Here is a 22,843-nt window from a genome sequence, read left to right on the forward strand (position 1 = left end):
AAGGGGGGCTATCATTGGAAAATGATATATTGAAATACCAGAAAGCTTATTTATCGCTTACTGATTCACTAAAATCAAACGATAATGTTTTAGCAGTTATGGTATTTGGAAGCATAGTTTCTGGTGATTTATGGGAAGAATCAGATATAGATTTTTTTGTAATAGTAAGTGAAGAAATGGATTTAATAAAAAATATATATATGAATGAAAAAGGCATTCCTATTCACATAAAACTTATGAGTAAAAGCAAATTTGTAAGTATAAATGAAAATGATCTAAAAGGCGGACTATTTCATAGAATATTTGCTTCATCCAAGCTTGTATTTTCTAAAGACAAGGATATAACAGCGAAATATGACAGTGGAAGATATTATCCTGATATTGATAGAGAAAAATGGAACATGGTATACATTTCAACACTGCTAAAAAGTATTGGATTATGTAAAAAATATCTAAAAAATAAAAGGATATATACAGCATATTATTTTGCAGTAAATTCTGTAGAAGAGTTCTCAAAACTCTATATTAATTATTCTGGATATATGATAAATAAAGACGATGTAAATATGCTTACGAACATAAATAGTGATTTTAAGAAGTACATAGATAATTTATTTTTTAGTGAAAAAGATGCTCAAAAAGCTATAAGTGACATGATTTTCAAGGTTGAGGAATTTATAAGTAAAAATATAAGATCAATTACATCAATTTTGATAGATTATATGAGAGAAAAAGATAGAAGTTTAAGTGCTGAGGATATTAATAATGATCCAGCCTTTAATGAGTTTACTATAAGTTTTGAAGAAATATTAAACAAAATGTGGGAGCTTAATATAATAAAGAAAGGTACAAGGGAATACAAAATGAAAGACGGAAAAGTGCTTTGCAGTGAAAATGTATATTACCTATAGTGGGTGAAGTTAATGGAAAAATATAAAGTGCTTTTAAATGAAGAAATTCCTAAGTATATTCAAATAGCCAAAAATATAAAGAAATTGATAGATAGTGGTAAAATTTTAAATGGAGAAAAACTTCCTTCCATAAGGGGACTATCTAAATTTCTGAATGTAAATAATGATACCATAGTTAATGCATATAGAAAACTTCAAAGTGAAGGATATGCATTTTTAAAAATGGGAAGTGGAACTTACGCTAAAAAAAGGGATATAAATAGAAAACTTATGAAAGATTACTCTGGAATATTTAAGAGAACTAATAAGAAGGAATATGATAAATATGTAGACTTTGCAGAAGAAAATCCATGTTCTGAATTTTTCCCCGTTAGCAATTTTAAAAAAGTAATAGATGAGGTACTGGAAAGAGATGGAGTAGATGCCCTTTCTTATGAGGAAGCTCGTGGATATGAAGGACTCAGAAAGAGCATAAGTAAGCATTTCTGGAATGGAAAAATAAATGATGAAAGCATACTTATAGTTTCAGGGGCCCAGCAGGGCATAGATATAGTTTCTAAGGCTATCCTTAATGTAAATGATAATGTTGTAATAGAAAAGCCAACATACAGTGGTGCGCTCTCTATATTTAGATGGAGAAGGGCAAATATATTTGAAGTGCCAATGGAAGATGGCGGAATTAATATTGAGGAATTTGAAAAAGTTTTAAAGAAAAATAATATAAAGTGTTTTTATACTATGTCATATTTTCAAAATCCTACTGGTATATCTTACAGTAGAGAGAAAAAGAAGAAGATAATAGAACTTGCTAATAAGTATGATTTTTATATTATAGAAGATGATTATCTTTCTGAAATAAGATATGACAAAAGCATTGAATATACTAGCTTTAGAGCCATGGATACAATGGACAGAGTTATATATATAAAGAGTTTTTCTAAAATATTTCTTCCTGGAATTAGGATAGGATATTTAATAATGCCAAATGAAATTAGAGAACAAATAGAAAATTCAAAGGTGAATACGGATATATCTACATCTAGTTTGATGCAAAGAGCATTGGATTTATATATACAAAATGGATATTGGAAAAAATACATAAATAAAATAAACAATATATATGAAAACAGGTATAGGTTCATGTGTTATAGTTTTTCAAGCATACTAAGAGATAAAGTTGAGTTTAAGGAGCCCGGCGGTGGATTCAGCCTTTATGTTAAAATAGATGATTTTATAAATAAAAATTGTGTTGATTTGTTTTATGAATGTAAGAAAAATAATATATTGATTACTCCAGGGGTTTTCTTCTATAAAAATAGCATTGATGGAATTAGGTATTTTAAGGTTGGATTTTCAAAAACAAATGAAGAGAAAATTGAAAAGGGAATTAAAGTTATTAATAATATACTAAAGTGATTACATTAAGTTTTGGGATTGGAAGTGCAGAAATATGGACTATTTGACAGTAAGACGTGAAGCAGAGGTTCAATTTGAAGAAAAAAAGTCAATTTTTATTGGTCACATAAAGAGAGTAGAATCCGAAGAGGAAGCAAAGGAATTTGTAGAAAGAATAAAGAGCGAACATAAGGATGCTACGCACAATGTACCTGCATATATAGTTGGGGAAAATAGAATGATTCAAAGATACAGTGATAATGGTGAGCCTCAAGGTACAGCAGGAATACCGGTACTTGAAGTTATAAAGAAAAATGGAATAACAGATACGGCAATTGTAGTAACAAGATATTTTGGAGGAATACTTTTAGGGGCAGGAGGTCTTGTAAGAGCTTATTCTAAAAGTGCAGCTGATGCTGTTAAAGAATCCGGAATAGTTCTTAAAGTGAAAGGAGTACCTTTAGTTATCACAATAAATTATGATCTTCTGGGAAAAATTCAGTATCTTTTTTCAAATAAAAATTGGCATGTTGAGAACATTGAATATACCGATGAAGTTAAAATTTTGTTTAATTGTGAACTGGATAAGCTAAGTGAAGTTAAAAAAGAAGTGACTGAAATATGTCATGGTACATCTAAGTTTAATATAGGTGAGGAAAAATATTACTTTAAGGGAGAAAATAGATTATTTACGGAATAATTGAAATGAAAATATCCTTTGTGATATAATACAAAAGTGTATGTCGATATTATACAGTTTATAGTAGATTGTTTTTTATTTAATATGTTTATATATTGTTAGGAGGAATTGGAGTATGTCAGGACATTCAAAGTGGCATAATATTCAGGCAAAGAAAGGTAAAGCAGATGCCAAAAGAGGAAAAATATTTACTAAAATAGGTAAGGAAATAGCTGTTGCTGTTAAAACAGGAGGAGCTAGTCTTGAGGCAAATTCAAAGTTAAGAGATTGCGTTGCAAAGGCTAAAGCTGCTAATATGCCTATGGACACTATAAATAGAGCTATAAAAAAAGGAGCCGGAGAGCTTGAAGGCGTAAACTATGAACAAATACTTTACGAAGGATATGGACCAGTTGGCGTTGCAATGCTAGTTGATGTTTTAACAGATAATAAAAACAGAAGCGCAAGTGATGTAAGATGTTCATTTGATAGACATGGTGGAAATTTGGGTGCTACTGGATGCGTATCATGGATGTTCCAGAGAAAAGGTCAAATTGTAATTGAGAAAACTGATGAAATGGACGAGGAAGAAATTATGATGAAGGCTCTTGAAGTAGGGGCTGAAGATTTTTCATCTGAAGATGATGTTTTTGTAATAACTACTGCTCAAGGGGATTTTTCTAGTGTACGTGAGGCACTTGAAAAGGAAAACTTTAATTTTGTATCAGCAGAACTTACAATGATTCCGGATAATACTATAAAATTAAATTTAGAGGATTCAGAAAAAGTTCAGAAATTAATAGATAAACTTGAAGACAGCGATGATGTCCAGAATGTTTATCACAATGCTGAATTTGATGAGGAATTTGAAGGCTAGAAATTTCGAATTGCAATGATATACGTGCTTTTATCATGAAATATAACACTTTTATATGTAGATGTAGTAATCACATATAAAAGTGTTATATTTTTATTTTAAAGATATCACTTTATTTTAGTGACTATGTATAGCTGCTCATCTGCTTGGATTCCAGCATAGATTACATCTTTTATGTTAGATATATTCCTCTCTTTTAGTTTTGCAATGACCCAATCTTTATTTTTTTGAATTTGTTTTAAATGGTTAGATAAGATATTACCATTTAAAACTATATCTACCATCATACCGACTTTAGGTTTTTTTATGTTCATATCTTCTGCGGTTATTGAAGTCTTTTCAGCTTTTTTCAAAACACTTAGCTTACCATCTGGTTCGAGTACTGCTATTTCAACATCAGTAATGTAAAAAATGTCTTTGTTTCTAAGTTGCATTAATAAGTCCCCTATGTTATACTTTGCTTTTTTCATATTTTTATAAATAACTTTACCATTATTTATGATTATTAAGGGTTCACTGTCAAGCCACAATCTTAATTTCGCACTTTTTAGGGCTATTTCTGAGATTGTTAATGTAAGTAGGCTCCATATTATGATAGAAAAGCAGCTTTCAAATACATTAATATGCTTATCTACTGAGGCCGCTGCTGCAATAGAACCAATGGTGATTCCAACTATGTAATCAAAATAAGTCAGTTGAGATAATTGTTTTTTTCCCATAATTCGTGTAAAAATAAGCAGAACAAAATATGAAATGAGGGATCTAAAAAATATATTTAAATAATGATACACTTAGAACACTTCCTTAATAATTAATTCACATATAGTATTTACTTTTAATTTGTATTTAATTAATAATACTAATTTTTTCTTCATAAATAGCTATGATTACACAAGTATAAAGGTAATAATACATATTTACATTCAAAACGGAGTAAATTTTAGACTGACTGGTCAGACTCAATTTAAAAACTTTATACTATTTAGTACATTAAAATATGGGCTGTAATGCAATTTGAAATAGAAAAATATTCAATTATAATTATTATATAGAATAACATACTAATTATGGGAGGTAAAATGAAATGGAATATTCAAGTTTTTTTAATGATCTTAGAGATAATGTTATTGGACAATATGAAGAATGTCCAGCATATCAATTAATATGCAAAAGTCAATCATATAATCCTAATGTACATTTAAAAAGTGAAAATGATATTAGTTTTATACCATTTTTAGCAACAACACTTTTTAAAAAGTCAGCCAATCTTTTTAGAGATTTATTAAGAGTTTCTCCTGAAGAATTGGATAGATGGACAATGTCAAGTAGTACAAGCGGTGACCCCAGTATAGTAGGTAGAAGAATTTGTGATATAGAGCAGATAAGAAAATTTGCTTCAATGGACGATAGTGTTTATGATTCTTCAACTGAATACAATTGCGTTTTTTTTCCAGAGCCAAAAGTAATGAGAAAATATAAAAGCATATGTATAGAAAATAAGCCTACAGAATCGTATATTGGAAATATTTTAAACATATTTAAATTTAGTAAAGATACTGTATTTTTGTTAAAGCAGGATGGTGAACAATTTTCAATAGATATAAGTGTGTTTGAGAAATTTTTAAAGGATAATAACAATAAAAACAATCATATATCACTTAGAGGCTCAACGCTACTTTTGTATAATGCAGTTATGAAATTAAAAGGTCAAGGCAAGGGACCATATAATTTAGGCCATAGAGCATTAATTCATACCGGAGGAGGAGGTTGGGATGGTAAAAAAGGAAGCATATCTATAGGTACTAAATTAGAAAGAAATGTTTTTGTTCAAGAAATTTCGGAATTTTTAGGAGTTCCTAAGAAGAATTTTATTGATACTTACTCATTTACTGAAAATACATTCCCAATGTATGGACACTACTCAGAGAAACTAAAAAGTTATTTATTCCATGTTCCTAAATGGGGAAGGGTAATTATAAGAGATGTAAAAACTTTAAGACCTCTAACTAAACCTGGAGATAAAGGACTTATACAAGTTTTAAATGCTTATGGTACTTCGTCTTTTGCAGGAGCATCTATATTAGTTGATGATATGGCTGAAATTGTTTCTAATGATGTGTGTCCGGAATGCGGTGAAAAAGGTATGACTTTTAAAGTAATTGGAAGGGTCAAGGGATCAGAAGCAAAAGGCTGTGGTGCTACCCTTAATATAAAGGGGGAAGAAAAATGAAATTAGAACTCACTTCGGGTGAAAATGTAACTTTAAAGGAGATAAATAAATTAAATTTAGAAATAAGAACATGTGATAAAGAGGAAGTTATAAATGAAATAAATAGACTTAATGATAATAAATTTAAGGCTCACGGCATTTCAACTTCGAAGACAATTGATATACTTGATAAATGTGCAAAAATGTGGCTCAATGAAGAATACGCCAGTAAACATATTAAAATTCTTGCGCAAATAACAAATCAAAGTACTGAGCTAGTTAATTACGAGCTCAAGGGTGTAATGAAGATGCTGCTTCGTGAAAATATAGAAAAGACTATAAAATGTGAACTAGGAAATTTAGATGCTCTTGATAAATGGCAAAAAACTTATTATGGATATGTACACAGACAGCCAATGGGAACAATTTTTCATAATATATCAGGAAATGCATTTGTAGTTATACCTGTAAGTATTTCCATGGGATTGCTATCAAAAAACTGTAATCTTGTAAAAGTATCAAAGGATGAGCCTTATTTTGCTTATGCATTTTATAAAAGTTTATGTGAAGTGGACAGCAATATAAAGGATAGATTGTCTGTTATATATTTTGACAGCAGTGAAACTGAAATTTATGATAGTGTGATAAAAAATTCAGATGGAGTAATTCACTGGGGAGGAGATTATTCTGCAGAAATTATAGGAAAGATATGCGCAAAATATCAAAAACATATATTAATGCACGGCGCTAAAATAAGTTTTGAAGTAATTGATAAATGTTATGATTTAAAGGGAACGGCAGAAAATGTAGCAAAAGATATGATAACATGGGAACAGAAAGCCTGTTTGTCTCCAAGAATAGTATTTATAAATAAAAAATTGGATGTAAAAAATTTTTGTGAAGATCTTTCGAGTGCACTGAAAAGGGGTGCAGAAATTGTACCAAAGGCATATTTAAATGAATGGAGTTCTGTTAAAACAATACAGGATAGGCAATACTGCACTATTAAGTATGGAATAAAAAATAAAGAAAACTTTAAAGTATATTCTTCTTTTAATGCTGATTATACAGTAATTTTATCGAGTGGGATGCCAGAAGGTGAAGATATAAATAGGTGTTTCCATAGATTTATATTTGTTTGTCCATATTCTGATAGTAAGGAAGTTTATAATTATGTTGAAGAAAATCTAACGGCATACTTACAAACCATGGGATATAGTGGGGACGATGAAAATTTCATAGAAAAAATGACGCTTTTAGGTGTTAGTATAGTAACTGAACCTGGCAAGATGGCTATTCATTATCCAGGCACTTCACACGATGGTATCCACAACCTTAAGGAGCTTACATTCCTTGTCAGTAGACAGCTTTAAAAATAAAGAGAAGTAATAGTATTTTGAAACATTAAATAAAAATCATAAGACTAAGCTTCAAATTATAAAAATACTAAGGAATTTTAATAACTCGCTGAAAAAAAGCTCAGACAAATTAAAATTTCTAAGTCTTTTTATAATTTTAAGCAAGTCTTATTGAATTTTATTTAAATCGTTCCCAAAATACTATTACTTCGCCTAAAATAAAAAAACAAGGTGAATTTTTCTCCGCTTCACTGCGAAAAATAATATATTAACTTATTTAAAGATCAAATAATATAGATATGAAACTAAATCAGTTATTTAAATTCCGTAGGCACGGAGGAATTTTTTCATTTTATTAACTTTTAGTGTAATAGCCACATTAAAATGATTTTATAAAAATGCAGCAAAATTGTATTGAACTTAGTGTTCGTTGTAATTTTGCTGCATTTTAGTGCGGTGGGATAGTTTAGATATCTTATATTTTAGTTGCAATTGTATAAATGTTTGATATATAATATTTGTTAGCATATTTTATAGTAATATTTGAATAAAATCATTAAAAGTGTCAATACTATCCAATAAGAAACAGGAGGGATAGTATGACTCTGAAAAAGAAGATGCTTTTAAGCTGTATAGTTTTAATTGGGACTTTTATTATTTCTTTTTGTGTAGGATATAGAAAGAATTTAGTTAAAATTATAAATACTGAAAAATATGCTGTATCTAAAAGTATAAATGAATTTTTCGGAAAAAAAGATAAAGCCAAATATAGTTCTAGTAGCAATGTCAATAAAAGAAAGAATTTGGATGTTTTGATATTAAAACAAGAATATGATATTACTTTCGATCCGGAAGATGAGACAAAGAATACTGTTTTGAAAAGTAATGAGAAAACTAATTCTCAAAAAGAAAAGAAAAATAACATGAGCAAAGATGAAATAACTAAAAGTTACAAAAATCAAGGATATATTGTAATATGGGACAATGACATGAAAGTTGAAGTTATAAAGAACAATTATATTGATAATCCCAAAGTTGACGGTGTCTTTGTTTTAAAAAAAGATAAAAATAGTGATAATATAAGTGTATATAAGGTAGGAAGTAATGGTGCACTTATACAGACTAATGAACAGGCATATAAGAATGTAAAACAGCTAAAGGATGAAACTAGGGAACTTTTAAAAAGAGGATTTTTAGTATTTGGTTCTAAGGAAGATGCTAAAAAAGTTGCAGGCTATAATTAATAATAGCCTGCATTATAAATTAAACATCCTAAAATATATTGTTCGTTTTTGGGGGTAATAATTTTGTATGAATATATAAAGGGCAAGTATATAGGAATAAATAAGGATTATATAATAATTGATAATAATGGAATGGGATATAAAATTTTCACTTCAGGTAATACCATAGCAAATATGCCGAGGACTGGTGAAGAGGTTCTTATTTATTTAATTCAAATTGTAAGACAGGATTTTATAGGACTTTATGGATTTTTAACTAAAGAAGAACTGGAAATGTTTAATAAACTTCTCACAATAAATGGAGTTGGAGCAAAAGCGTCATTGTCACTTTTATCAATTTCTACTGTAAATAATCTTAAGTATGCTATAATTACAGGGGATGAAAAAACTATAGTAAAAGCTCCTGGAATTGGCAAAAAAACAGCACAGAGAATAATACTTGAATTAAAAGATAAATTTAAAGTTGATGAAGTGCAGGAATATGGCAATGAAAATGACACTGTTACTATAAACATTGAAGATAAAAATAAAAGAATAGAAGAAGCTAAATATGCTTTGATTTCACTTGGATACTCAGAAAAAGAGGCAGATAAAGCTATTAATAATGTGGACAAGAATGAAAGTATTGAAAATATCATAAAGAGTTGTTTAAGGTTTTTAATGAATTGAGAGTGATCTAATATGGATGAAAGAATACTAACATCAATGAATTTAGAAGAGGATTCTGCTGAATACAATTTAAGACCTCAAAGATTAAAAGAATACATAGGTCAGAAAAAAGTAAAAGAAAAAATGGATATTTTCATAAAAGCAGCTAAAAAAAGAGGAGAGTCACTTGATCATGTGCTTTTTTATGGCCCACCAGGACTTGGCAAAACTACTCTTGCTAATATAATTGCAAAAGAAATGGGAGGAAATTTAAAGGTTACATCTGGTCCGGCAATTGAAAGAGCAGGTGATTTGGCAGCAATTTTAACTGGACTCTCTGAGTTTGATGTGCTTTTTATAGATGAAATACATAGACTTAACAGGAGTGTGGAAGAAATACTTTATCCTGCAATGGAAGACTATGCTCTCGATATAATAATAGGAAAGGGAGCTGCGGCAAAATCTATAAGATTAGATTTGCCTAAATTCACACTTATTGGTGCAACTACAAGAATTGGACTTTTGACATCTCCCTTAAGGGATAGATTTGGAGTACTTTGCCCAATGGAATTTTACGATTATGAGGAGCTAAAAGAAATAATACTTAGGTCTGCTTCAATACTTGATATAGAGATAAAAGAAGATGCAGCACTTGAAGTGGCAAAACGTTCAAGAGGGACCCCTAGAATTGCTAATAGGCTTTTAAAGAGAGTGAGAGATTATGCAGATGTAAAGGGAAAGGGAATTGTTGATTTGAATTCTGCTAAAAAAGCTCTTGAGATGCTTGAAGTTGACAATGAAGGATTTGACAGCATAGACAACAAAATAATTAAAGCAATAGTTGAAAATTTTGGCGGTGGTCCTGTTGGAATAGAAACTTTATCGTATTTTATTGGTGAAGAAATAGACACAATTGAGGATGTATATGAACCGTATCTTCTTCAAAAGGGATTTATAGTACGTACACCTAGAGGAAGAATGGCAACTGAAAAAGCATATGAACATTTGAATTTGCCATTTAAAAGTGGCAATGATAATATAAATAACAATCAATGCTCATTTTTTAAAAAAGATGAGTAAGATTCTATAAACATAAGTGAAAGGAATGTGAAGGTTTTGCAATTAGAGGATTTTGATTATGATTTACCACAGGAATTAATAGCCCAACATCCTTGTGACAGAAGAGATGAATGCAGACTTATGGTAATGGACAAAAAAACAGGAGAAATAGAGCATAAAATTTTTAAGGACATAGTGGATTATTTAAATGAAGGCGATTGCCTTGTATTAAATGATACTAGAGTTTTGCCAGCAAGGCTTATTGGTAGCAAAGTGAAAACAGGTGGAAAAATGGAATTTCTTCTTCTTAGAAGAATTGATGCCAATACCTGGGAAACTCTTGTAAAGCCAGGAAAAAGAGCCAAGATTGGTGCTGAATTTGAATTTGGAGATGGAAGTCTTAAGGCTACAATTAAAAGCATAGGCGAAGATGGTAACAGGATTGTAGAATTTAAATATGATGGAATATTTGAAGAAATACTTGATAAATTAGGCCAAATGCCTCTTCCACCATATATAACAGAAGAACTTGAGGATAATGAGGAGTATCAAACAGTTTATTCAAAAAATAATGGCTCTGCAGCAGCACCTACGGCAGGACTACATTTTACTAATGAACTCTTGGATAAAATAAGAGCTAAGGGAGTAAAAACTGTATTTTTAACACTTCATGTTGGTCTTGGAACTTTTAGACCTGTTAAAGTGGAAAATATTGAAGAACACCATATGCATTCGGAATATTATATACTTTCAAAGGAAAGTGCTGATATTATAAATGAAACTAGAAAAAATGGAGGAAAGGTAATATCTGTTGGTACAACTTCAACTAGGACACTAGAGACTATTGCAGATGAAAACGGAATAGTTAGGGAACAATCTGGATGGACTGATATATACATATATCCGGGATATAAATATAAAATAGTTGATGCACTTATAACAAACTTTCATCTTCCTAAATCAACACTTGTGATGTTAGTTAGTGCATTATCTTCAAGAGAAAATATATTAAATGCCTATAAAATAGCTGTAGAAAATAGATATAGATTTTTTAGTTTTGGAGATGCTATGTTTATAAAATAGACCGAGGAGGAATATAGTTGTATAAGCTTTTAAAGAAATGTGGTAAAGTTAGACGTGGAAGACTTGAGACGGTTCACGGTACAATAGAAACACCAGTGTTTATGAATGTAGGAACTCTTGCTGCTATAAAGGGAGCAGTATCAACTATGGATCTTAAGGAAATTGGATGCCAGGTTGAGCTTTCAAATACGTATCATTTGAGTTTGCGTCCAGGTGATGATGTTGTAAAAAAATTGGGTGGTATTCATAAATTTATGAATTGGGATAGACCTGTTTTAACTGATTCAGGTGGATTTCAAGTTTTTTCCCTTGCAGATATAAGAAAGATAAAAGAAGAAGGGGTTTATTTTAATTCTCATATTGATGGTAGAAAAATATTCATGGGACCAGAAGAAAGTATGAGAATACAGAGTAATCTTGCATCAACAATTGCTATGGCATTTGATGAATGTATAAAAAATCCTTCTCCAAGAGAATATGTTGAAAGATCTGTTGAGAGAACTACAAGATGGCTTGTAAGATGTAAAAATGAAATGGATAGACTTAATTCACTGCCGGATACTATAAACAAAAAACAAATGCTTTTTGGAATAAATCAAGGCGGAGTTTACGATGATATAAGAATAGAGCATGCTAAAACTATAGCTAAGATGGATTTAGATGGATATGCTATAGGGGGGCTTGCTGTTGGTGAAAGCCATGAAGAAATGTACAGAATTATAGATGCTGTTGTGCCGCATTTACCTCAGGATAAACCAATATATTTAATGGGGGTAGGCCTTCCAAGTAATATACTTGAAGGTGTTGCAAGAGGTGTTGATTTCTTTGACTGTGTGCTTCCTGCACGAAATGGAAGACATGGCCATGTGTTCACAAAGTATGGCAAAATAAATCTCAGAAATGCTAAGTATGAACTGGATGATTCACCAATAGATAGTGGTTGCAATTGTCCTACATGCAGAAATTATTCAAGAGCATATATAAGACATTTGTTTAAGGCTAAAGAAATGCTGGCTATGAGGCTTTGTGTGCTCCATAATCTTTATTTTTATAATACGCTTATGGCAGATATACGTAAGGCTATAGATGGAGATTATTTTGAAGAGTTTAAAAATGAAAAATTGAGTATGTGGAATGGAAGAGCTTAAAAATTTATTTGAGTTATTTCATTAGGAATGCAGCTAAGTTTTAAGGGGGCTTATGCCCTATAAAATTTCTAATTATAGATAGGAGGAGAGATATTATGTCAGGTACGCTTGTTACAGTACTTTATATTGTAGGTTTATTAGCAGTATTTTATCTTGCATTATGGCTTCCAGAGAGGTCTAGAAAAAAGAAGTTTAACAAAATGATTTCAGAACTAAGAGTAAATGAAAATGTAGTAACAAGAGGCGGGATAATGGGTAAAATCACCAATATACAAAGTGATTATATTATCTTACAGACTGGTCCAGATAAAACAAAATTAAAAATTAAAAAGGTAGCAATATCTAATGTAGAGGATAGAACAGCAGATAGTGAAAAATAAAGTATTTTAAACTCTAAGCCTTAAAGTAATAAAACACCTTGTGTCAACATAAATAATTATATGTAGAAGTTTTACATAAAAATGTTTCGTGTAAGGCAAGGGGGTGTTTTGTTTGGAAAGAAAAAGTAAAATTTATGTTTCAGCAGCAGGAGGAGTTTTAAGAGCACTTTTTATTACTCTTGTTGTGATTCTTATTTTTGCTTTTGTTTCTACTAAAGTTAGTTTTTCGGAGGGAATTACTAATATGGTCATATTGGTAACAACTCTTTTGAGTGTAATGTTTGGAAGCATTTATTCTTCAAGGAAATCTGGCCAAAAGGGCTGGCTTAATGGTCTTTTAGTTGGAATTTTTTATATCGCAATATTTTATATTGTTTCTCTAATTGATGGTTCAAGTGGAACATTTCAGTTAAGGGATATTATAAGAATTGTACTTGCTATTGTTGTTGGAACATTATCTGGTATGTTAGGAATTAATATTTAGATTCTTTATTTAATTTTTGAATTATGCTATAATCTATAGAGAAAACAAGGGGAAACTTAATAGCTAAACTAGTTTCTCTATATTGTAGCTTGTATGAAATGGGAGGAATTACTATGAAACATATAAAAAGTATTAACAAATCAAACATAAAAGAAAGCTTAAAGAAACCTGGATGTAAAGAATGTGCAAATTCATGCCAATCAGCATGTAAAACATCTTGTACAGTTGCAAATTTAGCTTGTGAAAATAACTAGGATAGCAGTTTTTATTGCAATTTTGGATTGACTGTAAGAAAAGTTATTTCAAGACGTTTTTTGTACAACTAAGAACTAGTAACTGGGGGGCTTAACTTTGCTTTACTCGTTGAAAATGAAGATTTTTCAAGGGAAAATGGTATGAAAGATTTTCCATGAAGAAAATCCAAGGTTTTCGATTAGAATGAGCGGTGTTAAACCCCTTATTTGTTAAAATTATTAAAAGCGAAATTTAAGGAGGAAATAAATTGTCATTATTACATAAATTTATTCAAGATAATAACAGATATGTTTTAGATGTTAATTCCGGTTCTATACACGAAATTGATGAACTGGTTTATGATTTAATAGATGAAGATAAAATGGAAAGTAAAGAAGAACTTATAAATAAGTTTAAAAATAAGTATACAGAAGCAGAAATTTCAGAAGCTTATGATGAAATTAAAGAACTTCAAAATGAGGGAGTGCTTTATTCAAAAGATTTATATGAGGATGTAGCTAAGAAAAATAATGATGAGCCATCTTTCATAAAGGCATTGTGTTTAAACATAGCTCATGATTGTAATTTAAGATGTAAGTATTGTTTTGCAGATGAGGGAGATTACAAAGGACGTAGAGAGATAATGTCTCCTGAAGTTGCAAAAAAATCAATTGATTTTGTAATAAAACATAGTGGACCAAGAAAAAATATAGAAGTGGATTTATTTGGTGGAGAGCCACTTATGGCAATGGACACTATAAAGCAGGTTGTTGAACATGCGAGGGAAGAAGAAAAAAAATATAATAAGAATATAAGATTTACAATGACAACAAATGCAACACTTTTAAATGATGAAATAATGGATTATTTAGATGAAAATATGGGAAACATAGTTTTAAGTATTGATGGAAGAAAAGAAGTAAATGATAAAGTAAGGGTTAGAATAGATGGGACAGGCTCTCATGATGCTATACTTCCTAATATCAAGAAGATGGTTGAAAAAAGAGATAAATCTAAACAATATTATGTAAGGGGAACTTTCACAAGAAATAATTTGGATTTCTTTGAGGATATAAAATATTTAGCTGATATGGGATTTAAAGAAATATCAATGGAACCAGTTGTGCTACCGGACAGTAATCCTCTTTCACTTAGAGAAGAAGATCTTCCTGTAATATTTGAGCAGTATGATAAATTATATAAAGAAATGATAAAAAGGCATAAGGAAGGAAATGAATTTAAATTTTATCATTTCAATATAGACATAAATGGTGGACCATGTGTATATAAAAGAATTTCTGGTTGTGGTTCAGGACATGAATATGTTTCTATAGCTCCATCAGGTGATGTATATCCATGTCACCAGTTTGTCGGAAATGAAGCTTTTAAAATGTGCACAATATATGATGATGATATAGATAAAAAAATGTCAGGTGAATTTAAAAAAGCTAATATATATAGTAAGCCTAAATGCAAAGAATGTTGGGCTAGATTTTATTGCAGTGGTGGATGTCAAGCTAATAACTATAATTTTAATGGAAACATGAATATTCCATATGAATTGGGATGTAAAATGCAGAAAAAGAGAATTGAGTGCGCTATTGCATTAAAAGCTCAATTTATGGAATAATATTAAGATAGTAGACTTTATTGACTGTATTTGTAAGTATATGTATAATTAGAAGGTAGTTATTAATAACACTAATAATGAACAATTACTGGTAGAAGCCGAAAAATAGAAACTAAATTAAGCTATGTATTTTACATTTTAATTCTTTGAAGATATAACTTCTAAAACACTTAGAAATTGGTCTTGCAAAATTAAAGAATAAGTTTTACAATATAATCATACATGGCATAATTTGGCGATAAAGGGGGATAAAAATGAAAAAGAAAAGTACCATTTTTTTTACTCTAAGTGTACTTATAATAGCAGGGTTAGCTTATATTGGTGCGTTTGGACTTAACTTAGGCGATTATAGAATTAAATCTTTTGAACAATCTATAACTAGGGGACTTGACCTTCAAGGCGGAGTTTCTATAGTTGAAGAGATACAAGGGAAAATAAGTAAGGACACTATGTCCAAGACAATAGAACTTTTAAACCTAAGGGTAAATAAACTGGGAGTTAGTGAAACAAGTGTATCAAGTGAAGGATCTAAAAGAATAAGAATTGATGTTCCTGGAGTGTATGATAAGGATTCAGTTGCAAAAACAATAGGAAGAACAGGTCAACTTAGATTTGTAGGCCCTGATAATAAAACGGTTTTAACTGGTAAGGATGTAAAAAAAGCAAGTGCATATTTATCACAGGATACGCAACAGCCAACTATAGGTCTTGAACTTAATAGTTCAGGTACAAAAAAATTCGCTGATGCTACCTCAAAATTCATAGGACAAAAGATTTCTATTTATATGGATAAGGATGTTTTGAGCAGTCCTACAGTGGATTCAGTTATAAACGGGGGAAATGCGATTATAACTGGAAGTAAATCATTTGAAGATGCTAAACGTGTAGCTAATATAATAAATTCAGGAGCACTTCCTGTAACATTAAAGGTTGTTCAATCTAAAACTGTTGGTGCTTCTCTTGGAGCAAGTGCTCTTCCTAACAGTATACTTGCTGGAGAAGTGGCTATAGCTATAATATTCTTCTTTATGATTTTGGTTTACAGAGTTCCTGGACTTATGGCAGATATAGCTTTAGTTTTATTTACAGTTTTAACTTTAGGAGCTTTTGTGGCTGTAAAAGTAACCTTAACCTTGTCTGGTATAGCAGGACTATTGCTTACAATAGGTATGGCGGTAGATGCCAATGTACTTATATTTGAAAGGTTTAAAGAGGAACTTAGAATTGGAAAAACAGTGAGATCTGCTTTTAATGCAGGGTTTCATAGAGCTATGTCATCAATAATTGATTCTAATGTTACTACTATTATTGCAGGTGTTGTACTTTATGCTCTTGGTAGTGGAGAAGTAAAGGGATTTGCTTTAACTCTTGTAATAGGTGTTATAATAAGTATGTTTACTGCTATTACTGTAACAAAGCACCTTTTAAGCTGGGCTATAGATATGAAGCTTATAAGTAAAGCATCTCATTTCGGAGTTAGTCTGGAAAGGAGTAGTAAATAATGCTTAAGATTATTAAACACACTAAAGTTTGGTTTGGAATATCACTTACTATAATATTCTTAGGAATTGCCTTTATGGTATATAGAGGTGCTACTACAGGAAAACCATTGCAGTTTGGTATTGATTTTGTTGGTGGATATTCTATGGATATAAAAATAGATAAATCCTTTAATAAAAGTGACATTCAAAAAATAGTAGATAAATATACAAAGGATAGTACTATAACTACAGCTAACAATGATACTGAAGTTGAAATAAAGAGCAGTACTATGACAGATAGTGAATCTAGTAAAATATTTAAAGAAGTACAAAAAAAATATAATTTAAAATCAAAAGCTTTAGCTTCTCAGGAAAAAATAGGTGGAACTATAGGAAGCGAACTTTTGAAAAAAGCTATACTTGCACTTATAGTTGCGCATGTTCTCATGCTTTTATATGTAGCATGGAGATTTGAATTTAAATTTGGTGCAGCAGCTATGATATCATTATTTCATGATATACTCATAACACTTGCATTTTATGCTATTTTTGCAATTCCAGTAAATTCAGCATTTATAGCTGGTATGCTTACAATTATAGGTTATTCTATAAATGATACTATAGTTGTATTTGATAGAATAAGAGAAAATAGTAGAAAGCATAGGAAGATGAGTTCAGAGGAAATTGCTGATTTTAGTATAAATGAAACTATGACGAGATCTATATATACAGTACTTACAGTTTTGATAGCTGTAGCTTCAGTACATATTTTTGTTCCGTCTGTAAGGGAATTTACTGAACCATTGCTTGTAGGTATAACTTCTGGATGCTATTCTTCAATATTTATAGCAAGTCCTTTATGGGTTATATTCAAAAAGCGAGCTGACAAAAAAAAGCTTCAAATGAAAGCAGCAGCTCAAAAATAAAACAGCCTTGCAGGCTGTTTTATTTTTTCGGGTTAAATAGCATTTGTAAAATATCTCATAATACATTATAATATATTTGTTTTCTACAAATTCGGAGGAATAAAAATGGAAAAAACAGGAGAAAAGCTACAATATTTCGGATTAAAGGGAATGTATAATCCATTTTTAATTGAAGAAATGGATAAAGCGTTACTGAGAATAGCTAAGGCTATAAATAATAGAGAAAAAATAGTACTTTATGGTTATTATGATGTAGACAGTATAGTAGGTATGTCTGTTATGCTGTTAGTTTTGAGATACCTTAATGCTGATGTGGAATATTTTATACCGGATGACTTTTGTGGAAGCTTTGAAGTCAATCCGCATGATGTAAATGAAAAAATAAAATATTTTGGAGCAAATTTACTTATAACCATAGGATGTGGCATTAATTCTAAGGAAAATGCTATCTTATGTAAAAAGTTAAATATAGATGCAATTGTTATTGATTATCATGAATCAAATAATGAAAATGATTATGCAATAGTGGTAAATCCAAACTGTAAGCAATCTAAATATCCATTTAATGAGTTGAGTATTAGTGGGATGGTATTTAAGGTATGCGAGGCTATTTCTATGTACTATCAAATGAAGTGTGTTAATAAATATTTAGATCTTGCAACAATAGGCATTATACATAAATGTAATAAATTATATGGCGAAAATAAAATTATGAGTAGTGAAGGTATAAGCAGGATAAAAATGACCAATAATCATGGTATAAAGGCTTTAATGAAACTAAAATCTATTGAAGCCGTTAATGTAGATACTGTAAGGATTTTATCAGAAGCTGTTAATCCTAGGGTAAATGCTGTTGGCAAAATGGATAATGCAAGAATAATAGTTGAATTGTTTACTACAGGTGATAGCTATAAGGCAGAGCAAATAGCTAAGTATTTAGGTAATGAAGATAAGCTAAGAGAAGAATTTTTATAGTATAATTATAACCGTAAAACAATATATGTAAATATAATGCGTAAAATCTAGTACATTGTATCTTATAAAAGATTCTAAATATATAGCACATAAATTTTAATACGTTATGTTTAGCTTGTACATAATTTAATTTTAAGGGGGAACTTTGAATGAATCTGAAGGAAAGTATAAGAGTTATAGAGGGATTTCCAAAAGAAGGAATAAGCTTCAAAGATATTACAACACTTATTCAAGATAAAAATTCATATAAATGTTGTATAGATGAGATTGGAGACTATCTTAAAGACAAAAATATAGATTTAATAGTTGCACCTGAAGCACGTGGATTTATATTCGGAGCACCAATTGCTTATAAAATAGGAGCAGGATTTGTACCAGTAAGAAAGAAAGGAAAACTTCCATGCGAGACTGTAAGTGTTTCATATGCACTTGAATATGGTGAGGATTCATTAGAGATGCATAAGGATTCTATTAAACCAGGTCAAAGAGTTGCTATAGTTGATGACCTTCTTGCAACTGGTGGAACTATAAATTCAGTGGCAAAACTTGTTGAAAAATTAGGTGGAACTGTAGTTAGCGCATGTTTTGTTATAGAACTTACAGACTTAAATGGCAAAGAAAAGCTTGGAGAATATGATACAATGTCTCTAGTTAAATATAATGTTTAATAAAATTTATATTAGAGTGTAATGCTAAAGTTGTGGCGAAAAATAAAGCCTACAGTAGTGTCTTTACAATTATAAAATTAGAAGGTATACTATATAATATTAAGAAAATATTGGGCTGGTTATGCGACCAGCCTTTGATTTTAGGAGAGTATTATAATGGCTGAATTATCAGATTTATTAGAAAAGATAGATGAAAATTGTAATAATGTAGATAAAGATATTGTCATTAAAGCATATAACTTTGCATATGAAGCTCATAAATTTCAAAAAAGGGAATCGGGAGAGCCGTATATAAGTCATCCTGTCGATGTTGCGTGCATTTTAGCAGAAATGGGCATGGATACTAATACTATAGTTGCGGGAATACTACATGATGTTATTGAGGATACAAGTTTTAGTTATGATGATATTACAAGATTATTCAGTGGGGAAGTTGCTGATTTAGTATCGGGAGTAACAAAACTTGACAAAATAACTTACAAAACAAAAGAAGAACAACAGGCTGATAATGTAAGAAAAATGCTTTTGGCAATGGCTAAAGATATAAGAGTTATTTTGATAAAACTTGCCGATAGACTTCATAATATGCGTACGCTTAAATTTAAATGTGAACGAAAGCAGAAGGAAAAGGCAAAGGAAACTCTCGATATATATGCTCCATTAGCGCATAGGCTTGGTATGTCTAAAATAAAATGGGAGCTTGAAGATCTTTCTTTTAGATATCTTAAGCCAAAAGAATACTACGAGCTTGTGGACTTAATATCTGAAAAGAGAGTTGAGAGAGAACAATACATAAAAAAAATAGTAGAAGAGCTTAAAAATAATCTTGAGGCATCTGGAATAGAATCAGATATAGATGGGAGACCAAAGCACTTTTACAGCATTTATAGAAAGATGTTAAACAAAAGTAAAAGCTTAGATCAAATTTTTGATTTAACGGCAGTGAGAATACTAGTAAATAGCATAAAGGAATGTTATGCAGTTCTTGGAATCGTACATACAATGTATAAACCTATACCGGGCAGATTTAAAGATTATATAGCAATGCCAAAACCTAATATGTACCAGTCACTTCATTCAACGGTAATTGGACCTGAAGGCAAACCATTTGAAATTCAAATAAGAACATATGATATGCACAAAACTGCAGAATATGGTATAGCTGCTCATTGGAAGTATAAGGAAGGAATAATGGAAAATACCCAAAATGCAGCGCAGAAAACCAAAAATGGGAATAAAGATGATATTAAACTTACATGGATAAGAGAAATGCTTGATTGGCAGAGGGAAACTCCTAGTGCGCAAGAATTTATGGAAAATTTTAAAATAGATTTGTTCTCTGATGAAATTTTTGTGTTTACACCTAAGGGAAAGGTTATAAATTTGCCATATAATGCGACACCAGTAGATTTTGCTTATAAGATACATACAGATGTAGGAAATAGATGTGTAGGTGCTAAGGTAAATGGAAAGATAGTTCCTCTTGATTATAAACTAAAAACAGGAGAAATAATTGAAATACTTACTACATCACTGCCTAAGGGGCCTAATATAAACTGGCTTAATTCAGTTACTAGCAATCAAGCTAAAAGTAAAATACGTTCATGGTTTAAAAAAGCTAAGAGAGATGAAAATATAAGCAAGGGCAAAGAACTTTTAGAAAAAGAAGCTAAAAAGCAGGAATTCAACTTTGGTGAGATTGCTAAGGGTGAAAATTTGGAATTGGTATTAAAAAGATATAATATGAATTCAATAGATGATTTATATGCTTCTGTAGGAATAGGTGCAGTTGGAGCATCTCTAATACTTGCAAGATTTAAAGATATTTTTGAAAAATCAAAAGACCATAAACCAGCTAGCAATGAAGAAGTTTTGGAAAGTGTAAATAAAAGCAATAATAGAGCAAGTACTGCTAAAAAGATTTATAAGGATGAACAGCCTGGAGTGACAGTAAAAGGAGTATCGGATATTTTAGTGAGGTTTGCAAAGTGCTGCACACCAGTTCCAGGAGATCCTATAATAGGATATATAACTAAAGGAAGAGGAGTCTCAATACACAGAACCGATTGTACAAATGTAAATAATCTTATAAGAGAAGATAGTTCTAGAATTATAGAAGTAAAATGGGGCAAAAGTAAAAATGAAAGCTATATTGCTGAGGTTGAAATTAAAGCTGAGGATAGACAGTCACTTCTTGCAGATGTTGTTGAGGTAATAAGTTACCTCGGAATATCAATAGAGTCTATTAATGCTAAAACATCCAAAGGTTCCATGGCATATTTGAATTTAAAACTTAAAATACAGGATGTAGACCATTTAGGACTACTTATGAAAAAACTAAAAAGGCTACCGGGCATTATAGATATATATAGAACTAATAGTTAAGGGGGATATTATGAGGGCAGTTGTACAAAGAGTGAAAAAGTCAAGTGTGAAAGTTGACGGAAAAGTAGTAGGACAAATAGATAAAGGCTTAAATGTGCTCATAGGAATTACAGAGGGAGATACCTTAGAAGATGTAGAGTATTTAAAAAATAAAATTATAAACTTAAGAATATTTGAGGATGAAAATGACAAGATGAATAAATCCTTAAAAGATATCAATGGAGAGCTCATAGTAATTTCACAGTTTACATTGTATGGAGACTGTAGGAAAGGTAGGCGCCCAAGTTTTGTAGCAGCTCTTTCAGGAGATAAAGCAGAAAAGATATATGAGGATTTCGTATCTTCATGTAAAGAGGACATACAGAATGTTCAAACTGGAATATTTGGAGCCTATATGGATGTTGAGATAGAAAATGATGGGCCTGTAACGTTGCTGCTTGATAGTAAAAAAGTATTTTAGAGGTGAAATGTATGAAAATAAGTATAATTCCTGCTGGTATGTATATGACAAATTGCTATATAATTGTTGATGAAAAGACAAATGATAGTATAATTATAGATCCAGGTGATGCTCCTAATAAAATTTTAAAGGCTTTTAAGGATACAAACTCCAATCTTAAATTCATATTACTGACCCATGGCCATGCAGATCATACAGCTGCTGTGTCAGAATTAATAAAAGAGTATGATATAGATGTTTATATGAATGAAAAAGATGTTAAGCTTATAAATAATGGAGAATACATGTTTGGAAAAAAAGAAGAGAACGCAAACAAATATGTAAATGATAATGATGAGCTTCAATTTGGAAGTTTAAAAGTAAAATGCATAGAAACTCCTGGCCATACTCCAGGTGGTATGTGCTATTTAATAGATAATTTCCTTTTCTCTGGTGATACTCTTTTTAATAATTCGGTTGGAAGAACGGATCTTCCTGGTGGAGATTTCAATGCACTTGTGGATTCTGTTAAGAAACTCATTAAATTGGATGACAGTACTATTGTATATCCTGGACATGGAGGAGAAACAACTATAGAACACGAAAAGATGAGTAATCCATTTATCTAAA

General features: G+C 30.5%; 23 protein-coding genes. 22 read left to right on the forward strand and 1 reads right to left on the reverse strand.

What is annotated here, in order from left to right:
* Positions 1-14: 14 nt before the first annotated feature.
* From BEE63_RS17480 to BEE63_RS17495, 4 genes are all read left to right on the forward strand, one after another.
* Entirely contained in the window at positions 15-911 is an 897-nt protein-coding gene (locus BEE63_RS17480) for a nucleotidyltransferase domain-containing protein (RefSeq protein WP_066022601.1), read from the forward strand.
* Positions 912-923: 12 nt separating this feature from the next.
* Complete coding sequence (locus BEE63_RS17485; RefSeq protein WP_066022602.1) at positions 924-2,327, forward strand: PLP-dependent aminotransferase family protein; 1,404 nt, start codon at positions 924-926, stop codon at positions 2,325-2,327.
* 34 nt (positions 2,328-2,361) lie between these two features.
* Entirely contained in the window at positions 2,362-3,006 is a 645-nt protein-coding gene (locus BEE63_RS17490) for a YigZ family protein (protein WP_066022603.1), read from the forward strand.
* 115 nt (positions 3,007-3,121) lie between these two features.
* Positions 3,122-3,862: a YebC/PmpR family DNA-binding transcriptional regulator gene (locus BEE63_RS17495; RefSeq protein ID WP_066022604.1), complete on the forward strand. Its 741-nt coding sequence runs from the start codon at positions 3,122-3,124 to the stop codon at positions 3,860-3,862.
* 107 nt (positions 3,863-3,969) lie between these two features.
* Here BEE63_RS17495 and BEE63_RS17500 read toward each other — a convergent pair whose 3' ends face one another.
* Complete coding sequence (locus BEE63_RS17500; protein WP_066022605.1) at positions 3,970-4,653, reverse strand: DUF421 domain-containing protein; 684 nt, start codon at positions 4,651-4,653, stop codon at positions 3,970-3,972.
* A gap of 293 nt (positions 4,654-4,946) precedes the next feature.
* Here BEE63_RS17500 and BEE63_RS17505 point away from each other — a divergent pair, with 293 nt between their 5' ends.
* The 18 genes from BEE63_RS17505 to BEE63_RS17590 all read left to right on the forward strand — a co-directional run bounded on the left by BEE63_RS17505 (position 4,947) and on the right by BEE63_RS17590 (position 22,842).
* Entirely contained in the window at positions 4,947-6,092 is a 1,146-nt protein-coding gene (locus BEE63_RS17505) for an acyl-protein synthetase (RefSeq protein ID WP_066022606.1), read from the forward strand.
* On the forward strand, positions 6,089-7,444 hold the full coding sequence (locus BEE63_RS17510; protein WP_066022607.1) for an aldehyde dehydrogenase family protein: 1,356 nt from the start codon (positions 6,089-6,091) through the stop codon (positions 7,442-7,444). Before BEE63_RS17505 ends, BEE63_RS17510 begins: the two co-directional genes overlap by 4 nt.
* A 584-nt stretch (positions 7,445-8,028) precedes the next feature.
* Positions 8,029-8,673, forward strand: a complete 645-nt coding sequence (locus tag BEE63_RS17515; protein WP_066022608.1) for a hypothetical protein — start codon at positions 8,029-8,031, stop codon at positions 8,671-8,673.
* Between the two features lie 63 nt (positions 8,674-8,736).
* Positions 8,737-9,342, forward strand: a complete 606-nt coding sequence (ruvA, locus tag BEE63_RS17520; protein ID WP_066022609.1) for a Holliday junction branch migration protein RuvA — start codon at positions 8,737-8,739, stop codon at positions 9,340-9,342.
* A gap of 12 nt (positions 9,343-9,354) precedes the next feature.
* The gene (gene ruvB, locus BEE63_RS17525) at positions 9,355-10,401 is read left to right on the forward strand and encodes a Holliday junction branch migration DNA helicase RuvB (protein WP_066022610.1); all 1,047 of its coding nucleotides are present in this window, start codon (positions 9,355-9,357) and stop codon (positions 10,399-10,401) included.
* Between the two features lie 36 nt (positions 10,402-10,437).
* Positions 10,438-11,463: a tRNA preQ1(34) S-adenosylmethionine ribosyltransferase-isomerase QueA gene (queA, locus tag BEE63_RS17530; protein WP_066023276.1), complete on the forward strand. Its 1,026-nt coding sequence runs from the start codon at positions 10,438-10,440 to the stop codon at positions 11,461-11,463.
* Between the two features lie 17 nt (positions 11,464-11,480).
* Positions 11,481-12,611 (forward strand): tRNA guanosine(34) transglycosylase Tgt, encoded by a 1,131-nt coding sequence (gene tgt / locus BEE63_RS17535; protein ID WP_066022611.1) that lies wholly within the window; start codon positions 11,481-11,483, stop codon positions 12,609-12,611.
* Positions 12,612-12,706: 95 nt separating this feature from the next.
* Positions 12,707-12,991, forward strand: coding sequence for a preprotein translocase subunit YajC (gene yajC / locus BEE63_RS17540; RefSeq protein ID WP_066022612.1), 285 nt, complete (start codon positions 12,707-12,709; stop codon positions 12,989-12,991).
* A 103-nt stretch (positions 12,992-13,094) separates the two neighbouring features.
* Positions 13,095-13,475 (forward strand): TIGR04086 family membrane protein, encoded by a 381-nt coding sequence (locus BEE63_RS17545; RefSeq protein ID WP_242874850.1) that lies wholly within the window; start codon positions 13,095-13,097, stop codon positions 13,473-13,475.
* A gap of 113 nt (positions 13,476-13,588) precedes the next feature.
* A complete protein-coding gene (gene scfA, locus BEE63_RS17550) occupies positions 13,589-13,729 on the forward strand; it encodes a six-cysteine ranthipeptide SCIFF (protein WP_066022614.1) in 141 nt (46 codons plus the stop codon).
* Between the two features lie 248 nt (positions 13,730-13,977).
* Positions 13,978-15,339, forward strand: a complete 1,362-nt coding sequence (gene scfB / locus BEE63_RS17555) for a thioether cross-link-forming SCIFF peptide maturase (RefSeq protein WP_066022615.1) — start codon at positions 13,978-13,980, stop codon at positions 15,337-15,339.
* A 254-nt stretch (positions 15,340-15,593) separates the two neighbouring features.
* Complete coding sequence (gene secD / locus BEE63_RS17560) at positions 15,594-16,841, forward strand: protein translocase subunit SecD (protein ID WP_066022616.1); 1,248 nt, start codon at positions 15,594-15,596, stop codon at positions 16,839-16,841.
* Positions 16,841-17,746: a protein translocase subunit SecF gene (secF, locus tag BEE63_RS17565; protein WP_066022617.1), complete on the forward strand. Its 906-nt coding sequence runs from the start codon at positions 16,841-16,843 to the stop codon at positions 17,744-17,746. Before secD ends, secF begins: the two co-directional genes overlap by 1 nt.
* Before the next feature lie 105 nt (positions 17,747-17,851).
* Entirely contained in the window at positions 17,852-18,721 is an 870-nt protein-coding gene (locus BEE63_RS17570; protein WP_066022618.1) for a DHH family phosphoesterase, read from the forward strand.
* 149 nt (positions 18,722-18,870) lie between these two features.
* Positions 18,871-19,389 (forward strand): adenine phosphoribosyltransferase, encoded by a 519-nt coding sequence (locus BEE63_RS17575; RefSeq protein ID WP_066022619.1) that lies wholly within the window; start codon positions 18,871-18,873, stop codon positions 19,387-19,389.
* Between the two features lie 156 nt (positions 19,390-19,545).
* Positions 19,546-21,774, forward strand: a complete 2,229-nt coding sequence (locus BEE63_RS17580) for a RelA/SpoT family protein (RefSeq protein ID WP_066022620.1) — start codon at positions 19,546-19,548, stop codon at positions 21,772-21,774.
* A gap of 10 nt (positions 21,775-21,784) precedes the next feature.
* Positions 21,785-22,234, forward strand: coding sequence for a D-aminoacyl-tRNA deacylase (gene dtd / locus BEE63_RS17585; RefSeq protein WP_066022621.1), 450 nt, complete (start codon positions 21,785-21,787; stop codon positions 22,232-22,234).
* An 11-nt stretch (positions 22,235-22,245) separates the two neighbouring features.
* Positions 22,246-22,842 carry an MBL fold metallo-hydrolase gene (locus tag BEE63_RS17590; RefSeq protein ID WP_066022622.1) on the forward strand — a complete coding sequence of 199 codons (597 nt, stop codon included), beginning with the start codon at positions 22,246-22,248 and terminating at the stop codon, positions 22,840-22,842.
* Position 22,843: the final 1 nt, after the last annotated feature.

It is taken from the genome of Clostridium pasteurianum (assembly GCF_001705235.1).
In the GTDB taxonomy this organism is placed as follows: Bacteria; Bacillota; Clostridia; order Clostridiales; family Clostridiaceae; genus Clostridium_S; species Clostridium_S pasteurianum_A.